The organism is Pseudomonas sp. A214 (assembly GCF_900156295.1).
GTDB classification, from domain to species: domain Bacteria; phylum Pseudomonadota; class Gammaproteobacteria; order Pseudomonadales; family Pseudomonadaceae; genus Aquipseudomonas; species Aquipseudomonas rhizophila.
Genome location: NZ_LT707062.1, coordinates 5699768 through 5714603 on the forward strand (window position 1 = coordinate 5699768; position 14836 = coordinate 5714603).

The 14836-nt window shown below is 60.4% G+C and carries 18 protein-coding genes; 1 reads left to right on the forward strand and 17 read right to left on the reverse strand.

Annotated elements, in window-relative coordinates:
• Positions 1 to 8: 8 nt before the first annotated feature.
• From ispG to trmJ, 15 genes are all read right to left on the reverse strand, one after another.
• Positions 9 to 1118, reverse strand: coding sequence for a flavodoxin-dependent (E)-4-hydroxy-3-methylbut-2-enyl-diphosphate synthase (gene ispG, locus BW979_RS25505; protein WP_003185136.1), 1110 nt, complete (start codon positions 1116 to 1118; stop codon positions 9 to 11).
• Between the two features lie 3 nt (positions 1119 to 1121).
• Positions 1122 to 2165, reverse strand: coding sequence for a RodZ domain-containing protein (locus BW979_RS25510; protein ID WP_047227477.1), 1044 nt, complete (start codon positions 2163 to 2165; stop codon positions 1122 to 1124).
• Entirely contained in the window at positions 2165 to 2923 is a 759-nt protein-coding gene (gene pilW / locus BW979_RS25515) for a type IV pilus biogenesis/stability protein PilW (RefSeq protein WP_047227476.1), read from the reverse strand. Before pilW ends, BW979_RS25510 begins: the two co-directional genes overlap by 1 nt.
• Positions 2924 to 2935: 12 nt before the next feature.
• On the reverse strand, positions 2936 to 4084 hold the full coding sequence (gene rlmN, locus BW979_RS25520) for a 23S rRNA (adenine(2503)-C(2))-methyltransferase RlmN (RefSeq protein ID WP_047227475.1): 1149 nt from the start codon (positions 4082 to 4084) through the stop codon (positions 2936 to 2938).
• A gap of 28 nt (positions 4085 to 4112) precedes the next feature.
• The gene (gene ndk / locus BW979_RS25525) at positions 4113 to 4538 is read right to left on the reverse strand and encodes a nucleoside-diphosphate kinase (RefSeq protein ID WP_076386236.1); all 426 of its coding nucleotides are present in this window, start codon (positions 4536 to 4538) and stop codon (positions 4113 to 4115) included.
• Positions 4539 to 4629: 91 nt separating this feature from the next.
• Positions 4630 to 4830 (reverse strand): Fe-S cluster assembly protein IscX, encoded by a 201-nt coding sequence (gene iscX, locus BW979_RS25530; RefSeq protein WP_076386238.1) that lies wholly within the window; start codon positions 4828 to 4830, stop codon positions 4630 to 4632.
• 14 nt (positions 4831 to 4844) lie between these two features.
• Complete coding sequence (gene fdx, locus BW979_RS25535) at positions 4845 to 5186, reverse strand: ISC system 2Fe-2S type ferredoxin (protein WP_076386240.1); 342 nt, start codon at positions 5184 to 5186, stop codon at positions 4845 to 4847.
• A gap of 3 nt (positions 5187 to 5189) precedes the next feature.
• Positions 5190 to 7052 carry a Fe-S protein assembly chaperone HscA gene (gene hscA / locus BW979_RS25540; RefSeq protein ID WP_047227473.1) on the reverse strand — a complete coding sequence of 621 codons (1863 nt, stop codon included), beginning with the start codon at positions 7050 to 7052 and terminating at the stop codon, positions 5190 to 5192.
• Between the two features lie 50 nt (positions 7053 to 7102).
• Complete coding sequence (gene hscB, locus BW979_RS25545) at positions 7103 to 7624, reverse strand: co-chaperone HscB (RefSeq protein WP_076386242.1); 522 nt, start codon at positions 7622 to 7624, stop codon at positions 7103 to 7105.
• Positions 7625 to 7632: 8 nt separating this feature from the next.
• Entirely contained in the window at positions 7633 to 7956 is a 324-nt protein-coding gene (iscA, locus tag BW979_RS27360; protein ID WP_047227471.1) for an iron-sulfur cluster assembly protein IscA, read from the reverse strand.
• A 24-nt stretch (positions 7957 to 7980) separates the two neighbouring features.
• A complete protein-coding gene (gene iscU / locus BW979_RS27365; protein WP_003185157.1) occupies positions 7981 to 8367 on the reverse strand; it encodes a Fe-S cluster assembly scaffold IscU in 387 nt (128 codons plus the stop codon).
• A 43-nt stretch (positions 8368 to 8410) separates the two neighbouring features.
• Positions 8411 to 9625 (reverse strand): IscS subfamily cysteine desulfurase, encoded by a 1215-nt coding sequence (locus BW979_RS25555; protein ID WP_047227470.1) that lies wholly within the window; start codon positions 9623 to 9625, stop codon positions 8411 to 8413.
• Positions 9626 to 9675: 50 nt separating this feature from the next.
• Entirely contained in the window at positions 9676 to 10167 is a 492-nt protein-coding gene (gene iscR / locus BW979_RS25560) for a Fe-S cluster assembly transcriptional regulator IscR (protein WP_047227469.1), read from the reverse strand.
• A gap of 267 nt (positions 10168 to 10434) precedes the next feature.
• Positions 10435 to 11211 (reverse strand): serine O-acetyltransferase, encoded by a 777-nt coding sequence (cysE, locus tag BW979_RS25565; protein ID WP_076386244.1) that lies wholly within the window; start codon positions 11209 to 11211, stop codon positions 10435 to 10437.
• A 2-nt stretch (positions 11212 to 11213) separates the two neighbouring features.
• Entirely contained in the window at positions 11214 to 11984 is a 771-nt protein-coding gene (gene trmJ, locus BW979_RS25570; protein ID WP_047227467.1) for a tRNA (cytosine(32)/uridine(32)-2'-O)-methyltransferase TrmJ, read from the reverse strand.
• Positions 11985 to 12128: 144 nt separating this feature from the next.
• Here trmJ and suhB point away from each other — a divergent pair, with 144 nt between their 5' ends.
• A complete protein-coding gene (gene suhB / locus BW979_RS25575; protein ID WP_003185165.1) occupies positions 12129 to 12947 on the forward strand; it encodes a type III secretion system regulator SuhB in 819 nt (272 codons plus the stop codon).
• A 301-nt stretch (positions 12948 to 13248) separates the two neighbouring features.
• Here the strand turns inward: suhB and BW979_RS25580 are convergent, their stop codons facing one another.
• Both BW979_RS25580 and secF read right to left on the reverse strand, forming a co-directional pair.
• A complete protein-coding gene (locus BW979_RS25580; RefSeq protein WP_047227466.1) occupies positions 13249 to 13797 on the reverse strand; it encodes a glycine zipper 2TM domain-containing protein in 549 nt (182 codons plus the stop codon).
• Positions 13798 to 13913: 116 nt separating this feature from the next.
• A complete protein-coding gene (gene secF / locus BW979_RS25585) occupies positions 13914 to 14828 on the reverse strand; it encodes a protein translocase subunit SecF (RefSeq protein WP_047227465.1) in 915 nt (304 codons plus the stop codon).
• Between the last annotated feature and the right edge of the window lie 8 nt (positions 14829 to 14836).

The window sequence follows — 14836 nt, forward strand, 5'->3', positions numbered from 1 at the left end:
CGTTCGACTCAACCACGCGCGATTACAGCAGCGTCGGCTTCGACCTTTTCGGCCGCTTTCTGGCGGATCAGCCGTTCCAGTTCATCCACCAGATTGTCATTCGTCAGTTTCTGCGACGGCTTGCCGTCGATGTAAATCAGGTTCGGTGTACCGCCGGTGAGGCCTATATGGGCCTCCTTGGCTTCACCCGGCCCGTTGACCACGCAACCAATCACCGCGACATCCAGCGGCACCAGCAGGTCTTCCAGGCGCCCTTCCAGCTCGTTCATGGTCTTGACCACATCAAAGTTCTGCCGCGAGCAGCTTGGGCAGGCGATGAAGTTGATGCCACGGGAACGCAGGTGCAGGGACTTGAGAATGTCGTAGCCGACTTTCACTTCCTCCACCGGATCGGCCGCCAACGAGATGCGGATGGTATCGCCAATTCCTTCGGCGAGCAGCATACCGAGGCCGACGGCGGATTTCACCGTGCCCGAACGCAACCCACCGGCCTCGGTGATGCCCAGGTGCAGCGGCTGGACGATTTCCTTGGCCAGCAAGCGATAGGCTTCGACGGCCATGAACACGTCGGAAGCCTTCACGCTGACCTTGAAGTCCTGGAAGTTCAGGCGCTCCAGGTGCTCGACATGGCGCAGGGCCGACTCCACCAGTGCAGCCGGGGTCGGTTCGCCGTATTTCTTTTGCAGGTCTTTTTCCAGGGAACCGGCGTTGACGCCGATGCGGATCGGAATACCACGGTCGCGGGCGGCATCCACCACCGCACGCACGCGGTCTTCGCGACCGATGTTGCCCGGGTTGATGCGCAGGCAGTCCACACCCAGCTCGGCCACGCGCAGGGCGATGCGGTAGTCGAAGTGAATGTCGGCCACCAGCGGCACTTTGACCAACTGCTTGATTTTGCCGAACGCCTCGGCGGCGTCCATGTCCGGCACGGAAACCCGCACGATGTCGACACCGGCGGCTTCCAGTCGGTTGATCTGCGCAACGGTGGCGGCCACGTCGTTGGTGTCGCTGTTGGTCATGCTTTGCACAGCGATGGGCGCATCGCCGCCAACAGGAACGTTGCCGACCCAGATCTTTCGCGATTCGCGACGTTTGATTGGAGATTCGCCGTGCATGACTTATTGACCCAACTTCAGGCGAGCGGTCTCGCCACTGGTGAACGGAGCCACGTCGACCGGTTGGCCGTTGTAGCTGACCTGCGCGCCACGGGCATAACCCAGGCGCACGGCAAACGGCGGCGTGCCGTTGACGGAAGTGCTGTCGCCCTTGCGCTTGAGGCCACTGAACAGCACCTTGCCGGTGCCATCGGTGATCTGCGTCCAGCAGTCGGCGGTAAATTGAATCTGTACCTGGCCTTGACCGGCTGCGGGAGCGACGGGCGCTACCGCAGTGGTGGAGGCTGTCGGAGTTGCTGGCGCTGCGGCTGGCGCAGCCGGAGTCTCGACGACAGGGGCTGGTGTGCTCGGTACAGCTGGCGCTTGAGTAGCCGGCGCATTGGCGGTCGGGGCTGGCGTGGCGGGTGCAGCAGGCGCGTCTGCCGGAGCGGCCGGCACACTCGGTTCAGCACCGACGGCCGGATCTGCGCCATCCTGCCCCTGAGGCAGCACCAGGTTGGTCTCCCCTGCGCTCTGGCCTTCCACCACAGCCTGATCTTCCGGCTCATCCAGCGGATGTATGCGGGTGGTGCCGTCGGCGCCTTCGACCTCGACATGCTCAGGGTTCATGGCGATGGGATCCTTGGCGCGCAAGGCGGCCTGGTCCTGCCACCAGAGGAAACCGCCACCAATCACCGCGATCAACAGCAACAAACTGACGATTCGCAAAATGGTGTGGGAAACGCGAACCGGCTCTTCGATGCGGCCCAGGCTGTGCACACTGCTGCCCTGGGCGTCGGAACCGGTGTATTGATCGAATTGCTGGACCAGTTCGGTCTGGTCCATGCCGAGCAATTTGGCGTAGGCACGGATGTAGCCCCGAGCGAAAGTATGCCCAGGCAATTTATCGAACGCGCCGGCTTCCAGGTTGCCCAGGGAAGCCACGGTGAGATTGAGCTTGAGGGCCACCTCTGCCAGCGACCAACCATTGCTTTCGCGAGCTTGGCGCAGGGTCTCACCGGGATTTACGCGAGTCGCTGCTACAACTTCAGGATGCGCCGCTTTCATCATTGCTCCGACAGGTATTGCTGATATTCCGGCGTACCGGGATAGAGTCTTTTTAGTTGCAGGCCAAAACTGGCGGCCTTGTCACGATCTTCGAACACGTGGGCCAGCCGAACACCGAGCAATAGACTACGTGCATTTTGCTCGCTCAGCAGGCTAAAACGTTCGTAATAATCGCGCGCGGGCACATAATGCCTGTCTTCGTAAGACAACTCAGCCATTTCCAGCAATGCCCGTGGCTGCTGGCGGTTGAGCCGCAGCGCTTTTTCAAGCTGCTGGCGAGCCAGATCACGCTGGCCGAGTTTCGAGGCCGTCATGCCCAGGTTTTCAAACACCCGCGAACGCTCGGGGTAAAGGGTATCGGCGGTCGCCTGCTCGAAGCGCTCGTAGGCCTCTTTGTAACGCTTCTGCTCGAAAAGGAAGCTGCCGTAGTTGTTCAGGATCCGCGCATCCTGCGGCACGGCGGAGAGCGCCTTGCGAAAATGCGCGTCGGCCAGTTCAGGTTCCATCTCGGCCTGGAATACCAACGCCAGGGCCGCGTTGGCATCAGCATCTGAATCGTCCAGCTCCAGGGCTTTCTTGAGCGGCACCTTGGCCCGCTCGGTCATGCCCTGTTGCAGATAGCCTATGCCCAATTGCACATAGGCTTCACGCGCCTCGTCGCGCCCCTTGCTGGTTTTCATGGGGTTGTAGTCACCCGACAGAACACAACCGGTGCAAAGACCGGCCAACAGCAACAGCAGCGCGAAGCGCAGGGACATAGAGTTCCTCTCTTAGTGACTGTTCGCAGCGTTTTGCGCGACATCGTCGGCGGCGTTCAACTCACGCACGGCAATGTAGCGTTCACTGCGACGGGTGCGATCCAGCACCTGTCCTACCAATTGGCCACACGCGGCATCGATGTCTTCGCCGCGGGTGGTACGCACGGTGACGTTGAAGCCCGCGTGATGAAGCTGGTCCTGGAAGCGACGAATCGCGTTGTTGCTCGGGCGCTCGTAACCGGAATGCGGGAACGGGTTGAACGGGATCAGGTTGATCTTGCAAGGGATGTTCTTGAGCAGCTCGATCATCTCGACCGCGTGTTCAACCTTGTCGTTCACGTCCTTGAGCAGCGTGTACTCAATGGTCAGCACGCGTTTTTCGCCCAGGGACGACATGTAGCGCTGACACGATTCCAGCAGCATCTTAAGCGGATATTTCTTGTTGATCGGCACCAATTGGTTACGCAATGCGTCATTGGGTGCGTGCAGCGACAACGCCAGGGAGACGTCGATGTGCTTGGCCAGCTCATCGATCATCGGCACCACGCCGGAGGTGGACAGGGTCACCCGGCGCTTGGAGATGCCATAACCCAGGTCATCCATCATCAGGTGCATGGCAGCGATGACGTTGTCGAAGTTCAGCAGCGGCTCACCCATGCCCATCATCACCACGTTGGTGATGGCACGGTCGACGGTCGCCGGGACGCTGCCAAAGGATTTGTTGGCAATCCACACCTGGCCGATCACTTCGGCGGCGGTGAGGTTGCTATTGAAGCCTTGCTTGCCGGTGGAGCAGAAACTGCAATCCAGGGCACAGCCTGCCTGGGACGAAACGCACAAGGTGCCGCGTTTGCCCTGGGGAATGTAGACGGTCTCGACGCAGCTACCGGACGCCACGCGCACCACCCACTTACGGGTGCCGTCGCTGGAGATGTCCTCGCTGACCACTTCCGGACCGCGAATTTCAGCAACGGCCTTGAGCTTTTCGCGCAGGGCCTTGCTGACATTCGTCATGGCGTCGAAGTCGTCGACGCCAAAGTGGTGAATCCATTTCATCACCTGGCCGGCACGGAAACGCTTCTCCCCGATCGAGTCGAAGAATTTCTCCATTTCCGGCTGGGTCAGGCCCAACAGGTTGGTTTTGCCGTTCGATGTAGTCATGGATTCACCTTCACTCAAAAGCCTGGGCTTAGCGAGTGATTACTTCAGTAGCGGAGAAAAAGTAAGCGATTTCGCGAGCAGCAGCGGCTTCGGAGTCCGAACCGTGAACGGCGTTGGCGTCGATCGACTCAGCGAAGTCAGCACGGATGGTGCCGGCAGCAGCTTCTTTAGGGTTGGTGGCGCCCATCAGCTCACGGTTGCGAGCAATGGCGTTTTCGCCTTCCAGCACCTGAACGACAACCGGACCGGAAGTCATGAAGGCAACCAGCTCACCGAAGAAGCCGCGCTCGCTGTGCTCAGCGTAGAAGCCTTCGGCTTCGGCTTTGGACAGTTGCTTCATTTTCGAAGCTACAACGCGCAGGCCAGCGTCTTCGAAGCGGGTAACGATCTTGCCGATCACGTTTTTAGCAACGGCGTCAGGCTTGATGATGGAGAAAGTACGTTGAACAGCCATGGTGTAACTCCAGAAACGGTAATTTGCGAAAAATTAAACCCGCGAATTATACGCGGGTTCTTGGGTATTGCCTAACTGCGTAAGGGAAGCTTCAGTCCTGCTCTTCTTTCCAGGCAGTCTGGATCGCTTCAAGGACCTTTTCACCGCCGCGATCCCGATCGTCGTCAAACCCCGGCAAAGCCATGACCATGTCACGCAATGCCACAAAGTTTACCGAATAGGGATCCGTATCCGGATAAGCATCAGCCAACAGGATAGCGATCTCTTGTACATCAACCCATTTAAGGCCCATGACAGCTCCTTGAATCAGTGCGGCGCTTCGGCAGCGTGGTTAAGCGAGTATCTTGGGATTTCGACAGTCAGGTCTTCCGTACCGACAATTGCCTGACAGCCCAGGCGCGATTGCGCTTCCAGGCCCCAGGCCCGATCGAGGAAATCCTCTTCCAGCTCGTCTGCCTCTTCGAGCGAATCGAAGCCCTCGCGAATAATGCAATGGCAAGTCGTGCAGGCACAGACGCCGCCACAGGCACTTTCCATCTCGATATGGTGCTCATGGGCCAGCTCGAGAATGGAAATTCCGGGCTCACACTCCACGACCATGCCCTCGGGACAGAACTTCTCGTGGGGCAGAAAAATCACCTGCGGCATCAGTTATTCCTCAATTTCATTCAGGTTGCGCCCCGCCAGGGCGGCTTTGACCGTCGAGTCCAGGCGGCGGGCAGCAAAGGCATCGGTGACTTGCGACAGACGCTTGGTCTGCTGCTCGATGGCATAACCATCGGTGCCTTTAATCAATTCAGACAATTCCTGCATTTGCAGCTCGATCACCATGCGTTCCTCGGCGTCCAGCAGACGGTCGCCATCGGCCTCAAGAGCGGCCTGCACGGCTTCGACCAGACGCTGGCCGTCGACCTGTTGCTCGCGCAATACCCGGGCGACCTTGTCGTCGCTGGCATGCTGGAACGAATCCTTGAGCATTTTGGCGATTTCGCCGTCGGTCAGGCCGTAGGACGGCTTGACCTGGATGCTCGCCTCGACGCCCGAACCCAGCTCGCGGGCGGAAACATTGAGCAAACCGTCGGCGTCGACCTGGAAGGTCACGCGGATCTTCGCCGCACCGGCCACCATCGCCGGGATGCCGCGCAATTCGAAGCGGGCCAGGGAACGGCAGTCGCTGATCAGTTCACGCTCGCCTTGCAGCACATGAATCATCATGGCCGACTGGCCGTCTTTATAAGTGGTGAAGTCCTGGGCGCGGGCAACGGGGATGGTGGTGTTGCGCGGAATCACCTTCTCCATCAGGCCGCCCATGGTTTCCAGCCCCAGGGACAATGGAATCACGTCGAGCAACAGCAGCTCGCCGCCGTCGCGCTTGTTGCCGGCCAGTGTATCGGCCTGGATCGCGGCGCCGATGGCAACCACCTGGTCCGGGTCGATTTCAGTCAGCGGCTGGCGGCCAAAGGCCTCGGCAACGGCTTCGCGAACCCGAGGCACACGGGTCGAACCACCAACCATGACCACGGCCTTGACGTCTTCGAGCTCCACGCCGGAATCACGCACGGCGCGGCGGCAAGCCTTGAGGCTGCGGGCAACCATGGGCTCGATCAGCGCATCAAAGGCCTCACGGCTCAGTGCAGCCTTCCAGTCGCCGTACGCCACTTCGACACTTGCAGCGTCGGTCAGGGCTTCCTTGGCGGCGCAGGCCGTTTGCAGCAGGTGACGTTGCGCGCCCGGATCAAGGTCGGCGGACAGGCCCGCTTGCTCGATGATCCAGCCGGCGATGGCGTGATCGAAGTCATCGCCGCCCAGGGCGCTGTCGCCGCCGGTGGCCAGGACTTCGAATACACCGCCGGTCAGGCGCAGAATGGAGATATCAAAGGTGCCGCCGCCTAAGTCATAGATCGCGACGAGGCCTTCGGCGTGCTGGTCCAGACCGTAGGCCACCGCAGCGGCGGTCGGCTCGTTGAGCAGGCGCAGCACGTTCAGACCGGCCAGCTTGGCCGCGTCCTTGGTGGCTTGACGCTGGGCGTCGTCGAAATAGGCCGGGACAGTGATGACCGCACCGACCAATTCGCCGCCCAATGCCGCTTCGGCGCGCTGGCGCAGCACCTTGAGAATGTCAGCGGAAACTTCCACCGGGCTTTTCGGGCCCTGCACCGTTTCAATGAACGGCATGTGGGATTCGCCGTCGACGAAACGGTACGGCAGCTGATCACCCAATTGCTTGACGTCGGACAGACCACGCCCCATCAGGCGCTTGACCGACACAATGGTATTGAACGGATCGGTCGCGGCGGCCAGCTTGGCTGACTCGCCCACTTCCACATGATCGGCGTGATAGCGCACGGCGGACGGCAGGATCACTTGCCCCTGCTCATCGGCCAGCGGTTCGGAAAGACCGCTGCGCAACGCAGCGACCAGGGAATTGGTAGTACCCAAGTCAATTCCCACAGCCAGGCGACGCTGGTGCGGTTGTGGACTTTGGCCGGGTTCGGCGATCTGCAGTAGGGCCATCGTAATCAGGACTTATCTGTAATCAGGCGTGCGACCGGAGCGGCACTGGGTTAATCGTCGAGGCGCTCTTCAAGCTGGCGCACTTCGTAGGTGAGCTTGTCGAGGAACTGCATGCGCCGCATCAGGCGTTCGGCCTGTTCGCGTTGCGCGGCATCGTCCCAACAGGCTGCGAAGCTTTCATTCAAGGTGTGCTGGGCGTCCTTCAAGCGGCGCTTGAACACCGCGACACCGGCCAGATCGGCGCTGTCCTGCAGATCTTCGAGTTCTTCGCGCCACTGCATCTGCTGCAACAGAAACTCGGGATCATGCACGGTGACTTCCAGAGGCAACTCATGACCACTGATGGCCAGCAGATAACGCGCGCGCTTGGCCGGGTTCTTGAGCGTCTGGTAAGCGTCGTTGAGGTTCGCCGACCGTTCCAGCGCGCGCCGCTGCTCTGCCTCCGAGGCATCAGCGAAGCGGTCGGGATGGACACCGCGGGCCAGCTCCAGATAACGAGCGGACAACTGCTCGATATCCAGGGAAAAGCCCGGCTGCAACTGGAACAAAGCAAAATGACAAGGAGTACCCACAAGCCGCCTCAGATGTTGAAGCTTTCGCCGCAGCCACATTCACCGCGCACGTTGGGGTTGTTGAACTTGAAGCCTTCGTTCAACCCTTCCTTGACGAAATCCAGCTCAGTGCCGTCCAGGTACGTCAGGCTTTTCGGGTCGATGATCACTTTCTGACCATGACTCTCGAACACCTGATCGTCTTCGCCCACTTCGTCGACGAATTCGAGCACGTAGGCAAGACCAGAGCAGCCCGTGGTGCGAACACCCAGGCGGATACCCTCGCCCTTGCCGCGCCCCTCAAGAGAGCGCTGCACATGCTTAGCTGCCGCTTCTGTCATCTGGATAGCCATGAAAACTCCTTACCTGTGCGCGGATCAGATCAAGCCTTTCTTCTGCTTGTAATCGCGAACGGCAGCCTTGATGGCGTCCTCGGCGAGTACCGAGCAGTGGATCTTCACTGGCGGCAGGGCCAGTTCTTCGGCCAGCTGAGTGTTCTTGATGGTTTCAGCCTCATCAAGGGTCTTGCCCTTCATCCACTCGGTGGCCAGGGAGCTGGACGCAATGGCCGAACCGCAGCCGTAGGTCTTGAACTTGGCGTCTTCGATGATGCCTTGCTCGTTGACCTTGATCTGCAGACGCATGACGTCGCCGCACGCTGGGGCGCCGACCATGCCGGTGCCAACATCAGGATCCTGCGCGTCCATCTTGCCGACGTTGCGCGGGTTTTCGTAGTGGTCGATGACCTTTTCGCTATATGCCATTTGCTTCAATCCTCATCAGTGAGCCGCTCTGGTGGCGACTTCTTCAGTGCGCCGCCCACTCGATTTTCGAGATGTCGACGCCGTCTTTGTACATGTCCCACAGCGGCGAAAGAGCACGCAGCTTGGTAACGGCCTCGCAGACTTTCTGCGCGGCGTAATCGATTTCTTCTTCGGTGGTGAAGCGGCCGAAGGTGAAGCGGATCGAGCTGTGAGCCAGTTCGTCGTTGCGGCCCAGGGCGCGCAGTACGTACGAAGGCTCGAGGGACGCCGAGGTGCATGCCGAACCGGACGACACGGCCAGATCCTTGAGCGCCATGATCAGCGACTCGCCTTCAACGTAGTTGAAGCTCAGGTTCAGGTTGTGCGGTACGCGGGCGATCATGCTGCCGTTGACGTAAAGCTCCTCGAGGTGCTCGACCTGCTTGAAGAAGCGGTCGCTCAGGGCCTTGATGCGTACGTTCTCGGCGGCCATGTCTTCCTTGGCCACACGGAAGGCTTCGCCCATGCCGACGATCTGGTGGGTCGCCAGGGTGCCGGAACGCATGCCACGCTCGTGACCGCCGCCGTGCATGGTCGCTTCGAGGCGAACACGCGGCTTGCGGCTCACGTACAGCGCGCCGATGCCTTTAGGGCCGTAGGTCTTGTGGGCGGAGAACGACATCAGGTCGACTTTGAGCTTCGACAGGTCGATGTCGACCTTGCCGGTGGACTGAGCCGCGTCGACGTGGAACAGGACGCCCTTGGAGCGGGTCAGCTCGCCGATGGCCTCGATGTCGTTGACGGTGCCGATTTCGTTGTTCACATGCATGATCGAAACCAGGATGGTGTCGTCCCGCAGTGCGGCTTCCACCATGGCCGGAGTGATGATGCCGTCTTCACCTGGCTCGATGTAGGTGACTTCGAAGCCTTCACGCTCCAGTTGGCGCATGGTGTCCAGGACAGCCTTGTGCTCGATCTTGGAGGTGATCAGGTGCTTGCCCTTGGTGTGATAGAAGTGCGCGACACCCTTGATTGCCAGGTTGTCGGACTCAGTAGCACCAGAGGTCCAGACGATTTCACGCGGGTCGGCATTGACCAGGTCAGCGACCTGGCGGCGGGCGTTTTCGACCGACTCTTCAGCTTTCCAGCCGAACACGTGGGAGCGGGACGCCGGGTTACCGAAGTTTCCGTCGACCAGCAGGCATTCACTCATCTTTTGCGCGACACGCGGATCAACCGGGGTGGTCGCAGAGTAATCAAGGTAAATCGGCAATTTCATGGACTTTCTCCTAAATCAGGCTGGCTGGCGTTCCGCTTGCTCTGCGGCGGTCATTCGACGGCGGACGCTTCAATCTTGTCCAGGTGCGGCGTCTTGCCATTGCAACGACGCTGGTCCTGACGCTGGGCTACTTCCTGCACCTCACGACGAGTTACAAGGTCAGCCAAGCTGATACCGCTAAGAAATTCGTGGATCTGCAGGCTCAGGTCGCACCACAAGTGGTGGGTCAGGCAAGTATCGCCGCCATGGCAGTCGCCAAGGCCCTGGCATTTGGTCGCATCGACCGATTCGTTCACCGCGTCGATCACCTGGGCAACCTGGATGCCCTGCATGTCGCGTGACAGCTGATAACCGCCGCCGGGGCCGCGCACACTGGAAACCAGGTTACTGCGGCGCAGCTTGGCGAACAGCTGTTCAAGGTAAGACAGGGAAATGCCCTGGCGCTCGGAGATATCGGCCAGGGACACCGGCCCGTGCTGCGCATGCAATGCCAAATCCAGCATCGCGGTCACGGCGTATCGGCCTTTTGTAGTCAGTCGCATGGACAATTACCACGGAGTTCGGAATGGGGCGAGTATGCAATTCCCGAGTATTTAAGTCAAGTATAAGACCTAGTGCTTTACTCAGGTTTACCCGCAAAAGAGCGCGCGCATCATAGCAAAGGCTGGTCGGCGGCGACCAGTGATACCGCGTTATCGTTCATCGCGAGCAAGCTCGCTCCCACATTGGATCTGCGGCGGCCTTCGATTTTGTGGCCATTGCAAATCCCCTGTGGGAGCGAGCCTGCTCGCGATGAGGCCAGCAGGGTTTCAGCTGGCCTCGCTTTCATCCTTGTCCTTCACACACGCAAAATCTTCCTCGCGCAGTTCAGGCAGGTCCTTGGCGCAGTAATTACTGCCCAGGTCCTTCAGGGCGCCGCACATGCCCTCCAGGCGCCCATCGACGGCCTGCAGGTGATCGAGCAGTTGATTGATGGCACGGGCGACCGGGTCGGGCATGTCTTCGCCAACACCGTAGGCATCGAAGCCGATCTTCTCGGCCATGGCCTTGCGGCGGGCGTCCTGCTCGTCATCGGTCTTGACGATGATCCGCCCCGGAATGCCCACCACGGTTGCTCCGGCCGGCACAGCCTTGGTCACCACCGCATTGGAGCCGACTTTCGCCCCCGCTCCCACCGTGAACGGCCCGAGCACCTTGGCGCCGGCACCGACCACCACGCCGTCTTCCAGCGTCGGGTGGCGCTTGCCTTTGTTCCAGCTGGTGCCGCCGAGGGTAACGCCCTGGTAGAGCGTCACGTCATCGCCGATCTCGGCGGTTTCACCAATGACAATGCCCATGCCGTGGTCGATGAAGAACCGCCGACCGACCTTGGCGCCCGGGTGGATCTCGATTCCGGTCAGCCAGCGTCCGAAGTTGGAGACAACTCGAGCCAACCACTTCCAGCCCATGCCCCACAAGGCACTCGACAGGCGATGGATCCAGATGGCGTGCATGCCCGGGTAGCAGGTCAGCACTTCAAAGGCATTGCGCGCCGCCGGGTCACGATGGAAAACGCTTTGGATATCTTCACGCAAACGATCGAACATCTTTATTCCTTCCGCTTAATCAGCTCGCCACGGGCCGCTTTCTGGGTTTCCGTGAGGATGCCGCGCAATATATTCATCTCCGCCCGGCTGACCGAGCTTCGTCCGTACAACCGACGCAGGCGCGCCATCAAGTGCCGGGGCTTGTCCGGGTCGAGAAACTCGATGTCCACCAGGGTCTGCTCCAGGTGTTCATAGAGCCGCTCCAGCTCGTCCATGGTCGCCAGTGTCTCACTGCGCGGCGACGTGGCCTCGAATTTTTCCACCTTGCTGGGCTTGCCTTCGGCTGCCAGCCAGGCCATGCGCACTTCATAACTCAACACCTGCACCGCCGCCCCGAGGTTCAGGGAACTGAACTGCGGGTCGGAAGGGATATGCACGTGAAAGTGACATCGCTGCAGCTCTTCGTTAGTCAGGCCGGAATCTTCACGGCCAAACACAAGAGCGATCTCAGCGCCCTGCCCGGCTTCCTCGACCACTTTCGTTCCGCATTCGCGGGGGTCGAGCAGCGGCCAGGGGATACGGCGGTCGCGGGCGCTGGTGCCGAGCACCAGGTTGCAGCCCACCAGGGCGTCTTCCAGGGTGGCGACCACTTGGGCGGCTGCCAGGATGTCACCGGCGCCGGAAGCCCGGGCGTCGGCTTCGTGATGGGGAAACGAGCGTGGCTCGACCAGCACCAGCCGCGACAGGCCCATGTTCTTCATGGCCCGCGCAGCCCCGCCGATATTTCCCGGATGGCTGGTATTGACCAGGACGACACGAATGTTCTGCAACAAGGGAGGCGCTCTCGAACACGATAAAGGGAGCAAATCTTACCTAAGCACCTACCGTTAAGCTATGAAAGCGAACACCAACCTTCTCCTGGGAAAACTTTCTGATAGAATGCGCGGCTTTCTTTAACAACCTTAGGTGACACATCCATGCAGCCCATGCTGAATATCGCGCTGCGCGCCGCCCGCAGCGCCAGTGAACTGATCTTCCGCTCCATCGAGCGCCTGGATACCATCAAGGTCGATGAAAAAGACGCCAAGGACTACGTGTCCGAGGTTGATCGCGCCGCCGAACAGAAAATCGTCGACGCACTGCGCAAGGCTTACCCGAACCACTCGATCCTGGGTGAAGAGACCGGCATGCACGCCGGCACCGGCATCGAAGGCGAAGAGTACCTGTGGATCATCGATCCGCTGGACGGCACCACCAACTTCCTGCGCGGCATTCCTCATTTCGCTGTCAGCATCGCCTGCAAATACCGTGGTCGCCTGGAACACGCCGTCGTGCTGGACCCGGTTCGCCAGGAAGAATTCACCGCCAGCCGTGGCCGTGGCGCCCAGTTGAACGGTCGTCGCCTGCGCGTCAGCGGTCGCACCAGCCTGGACGGCGCCCTGCTGGGCACCGGCTTCCCGTTCCGCGATGACCAGATGGACAACCTGGACAACTACCTGGGCATGTTCCGCGCCCTGGTCGGCCAGACCGCCGGCATCCGCCGCGCGGGCGCCGCGAGCCTGGACCTGGCATATGTCGCCGCCGGTCGTTTCGATGCATTCTGGGAGTCGGGCCTGTCCGAATGGGACATGGCAGCAGGCGCCCTGCTGATCCAGGAAGCCGGTGGTTTGGTGAGCGACTTCACCGGCGGCCACGACTTCCTTGAAAAAGGCCACATCGTTGCCGGCAACACCAAATGCTTCAAGGCTGTGCTGACGGCCATCCAGCCACACCTGCCGGCTTCGTTGAAGCGCTAAGCAGCTCGGCTACAGAAAAAGCACCTTTCGGGGTGCTTTTTTTATGCCTGTCTCACACCGCTCACTGATCGTTCCCACGCTCTGCGTGGGAATGCATCCGGTGACGCTCTGCGTCACCTCTAGAAGCGGAACGCGGAGCGTCCCTGGCGGCATTCCCACGCAGAGCGTGGGAACGATCAATGGATGCAAGCTGAACCACCGCTATCGCGAGCAGGCTCGCTCCCACAGGGAATTTGGGGTGGGCCATAGAATGCGGGCGTAAAAAAAGCACCCCGAAGGGTGCTTCTTCATAACCGCTGGATCACTGAGCCGGTTCGTTCTGACCCAGGATCAGTTGGCCTTCCTTGTTCACCGGGATCTGGTTGCCCGGGTCGCGGTCCATGCGGACTTTGCCTTCCTTGCCATCGAGCATGTAGCGAACGTCATAACCTACAACCTTGTCGCTGATGTCATTGACCGTGTTGCAGCGAGTTTGGGTGGTGGTGTAGGTGTCGCGTTCCTGCATGCCTTCCTGAATCTTGTTACCGGCATAACCGCCGCCGGCCGCACCCGCCACGGTGGCGATTTTCTTGCCGGTGCCGCCGCCGATCTGGTTACCCAACAGGCCACCGGCCACTGCGCCCAATACGGTACCGGCGATCTGGTGTTGATCCTGGACCGGCTTCTGCCGGGTCACGGTGACGTCCTTGCACACTTCACGGGGGGTCTTGATTTGTGTTTTAACCGGGTCCACGGCCAATACTTGCGCATACTCAGGGCCGCTTTTGACCAAGCTGTAGGTGGCTACCGCACCACCGGCAGTCACACCGACAGCACCCAATACCGCACCAACCAGCATCGATTTGTTCACTTGAACCTCCTGACCATCACATGCGGATTTATCCGCGCTTCTCCCAGCCTTGGAGCACAAAAAAAGGCGCGAGTTCAACTCGCGCCTTTCAGGCCATGACGGGCGGAAGCCAAACCTTACGGTCGGTCGTCCACTTCCGTGTCGGTGGCCACCGGAGGAATCAGATCCTCGGTGCTCAGGTTCAGCCAGATCAGCACCACGTTGGCGATGTAGATCGACGAGTAAGTACCCGCCAATACACCAATGAACAGCGCAATGGAGAAGCCGAACAGGTTGTCGCCACCGAAAATCAGCAGTGCACCGATCGCCAGCAACGTGGAGATCGACGTCGCCATGGTCCGCAGCAGGGTCTGGGTGGTCGAAATGTTGATGTTCTCGATCAGCGAGGCCTTGCGCAGCACACGGAAGTTTTCACGCACCCGGTCGAACACCACGATGGTGTCGTTGAGCGAGTAACCGATGATCGCCAGCACCGCCGCCAACACCGTCAAATCGAAGGTGATCTGGAAGAACGACAGGATGCCCACAGTGACGATCACGTCGTGGATCAGCGAGACAATCGCGCCCACCGCGAACTTCCACTGAAAGCGGAAAGCCAGGTACAGCAGGATCCCGCCCAGCGCCATCAGCATGCCGAGGCCGCCCTGGTCGCGCAGCTCTTCACCCACTTGCGGGCCGACATACTCGACACGCTTGACCTGCGCCGGGTTGTCGCCACCGGCCTTCTGCAAGGCCTCGGCCACTTGCTGACCCAGCTGCGGGTCTTCACCCGGCATCCGCACCAGCAGGTCGGTGGTCGCGCCAAAGCTCTGCACCACAGCGTCGGTGTAACCCGAGGTCATCAGTTGCTCGCGCACCTTGGTGACATCGGCCGGACGCTCGTAGGTCAGCTCGATCAGCGTACCGCCGGTGAAATCCAGGCCGTAGTTCAAGCCCTTGCTGAACCAGCTGAACAACGCCAGCAAGGTAAGCAATACAGTGACGCCGAACGCAACGTTGCGAACGCCCATGAAGTTGATTGTACGTAACATGGCAGCCC

Excerpts from the sequence above, each read along its gene's own strand:
- ispG (WP_003185136.1), bottom strand. The coding sequence starts at position 1,118 with ATGCACGGCGAATCTCCAATCAAACGTCGCGAATCGCGAAAGATCTGG.
- BW979_RS25510 (WP_047227477.1), bottom strand. The coding sequence starts at position 2,165 with ATGAAAGCGGCGCATCCTGAAGTTGTAGCAGCGACTCGCGTAAATCCC.
- pilW (WP_047227476.1), bottom strand. The coding sequence starts at position 2,923 with ATGTCCCTGCGCTTCGCGCTGCTGTTGCTGTTGGCCGGTCTTTGCACC.
- rlmN (WP_047227475.1), bottom strand. The coding sequence starts at position 4,084 with ATGACTACATCGAACGGCAAAACCAACCTGTTGGGCCTGACCCAGCCG.
- ndk (WP_076386236.1), bottom strand. The coding sequence starts at position 4,538 with ATGGCTGTTCAACGTACTTTCTCCATCATCAAGCCTGACGCCGTTGCT.
- iscX (WP_076386238.1), bottom strand. The coding sequence starts at position 4,830 with ATGGGCCTTAAATGGGTTGATGTACAAGAGATCGCTATCCTGTTGGCT.
- fdx (WP_076386240.1), bottom strand. The coding sequence starts at position 5,186 with ATGCCGCAGGTGATTTTTCTGCCCCACGAGAAGTTCTGTCCCGAGGGC.
- hscA (WP_047227473.1), bottom strand. The coding sequence starts at position 7,052 with ATGGCCCTACTGCAGATCGCCGAACCCGGCCAAAGTCCACAACCGCAC.
- iscA (WP_047227471.1), bottom strand. The coding sequence starts at position 7,956 with ATGGCTATCCAGATGACAGAAGCGGCAGCTAAGCATGTGCAGCGCTCT.
- iscU (WP_003185157.1), bottom strand. The coding sequence starts at position 8,367 with ATGGCATATAGCGAAAAGGTCATCGACCACTACGAAAACCCGCGCAAC.
- BW979_RS25555 (WP_047227470.1), bottom strand. The coding sequence starts at position 9,625 with ATGAAATTGCCGATTTACCTTGATTACTCTGCGACCACCCCGGTTGAT.
- iscR (WP_047227469.1), bottom strand. The coding sequence starts at position 10,167 with ATGCGACTGACTACAAAAGGCCGATACGCCGTGACCGCGATGCTGGAT.
- cysE (WP_076386244.1), bottom strand. The coding sequence starts at position 11,211 with ATGTTCGATCGTTTGCGTGAAGATATCCAAAGCGTTTTCCATCGTGAC.
- suhB (WP_003185165.1), top strand. The coding sequence starts at position 12,129 with ATGCAGCCCATGCTGAATATCGCGCTGCGCGCCGCCCGCAGCGCCAGT.
- secF (WP_047227465.1), bottom strand. The coding sequence starts at position 14,828 with ATGTTACGTACAATCAACTTCATGGGCGTTCGCAACGTTGCGTTCGGC.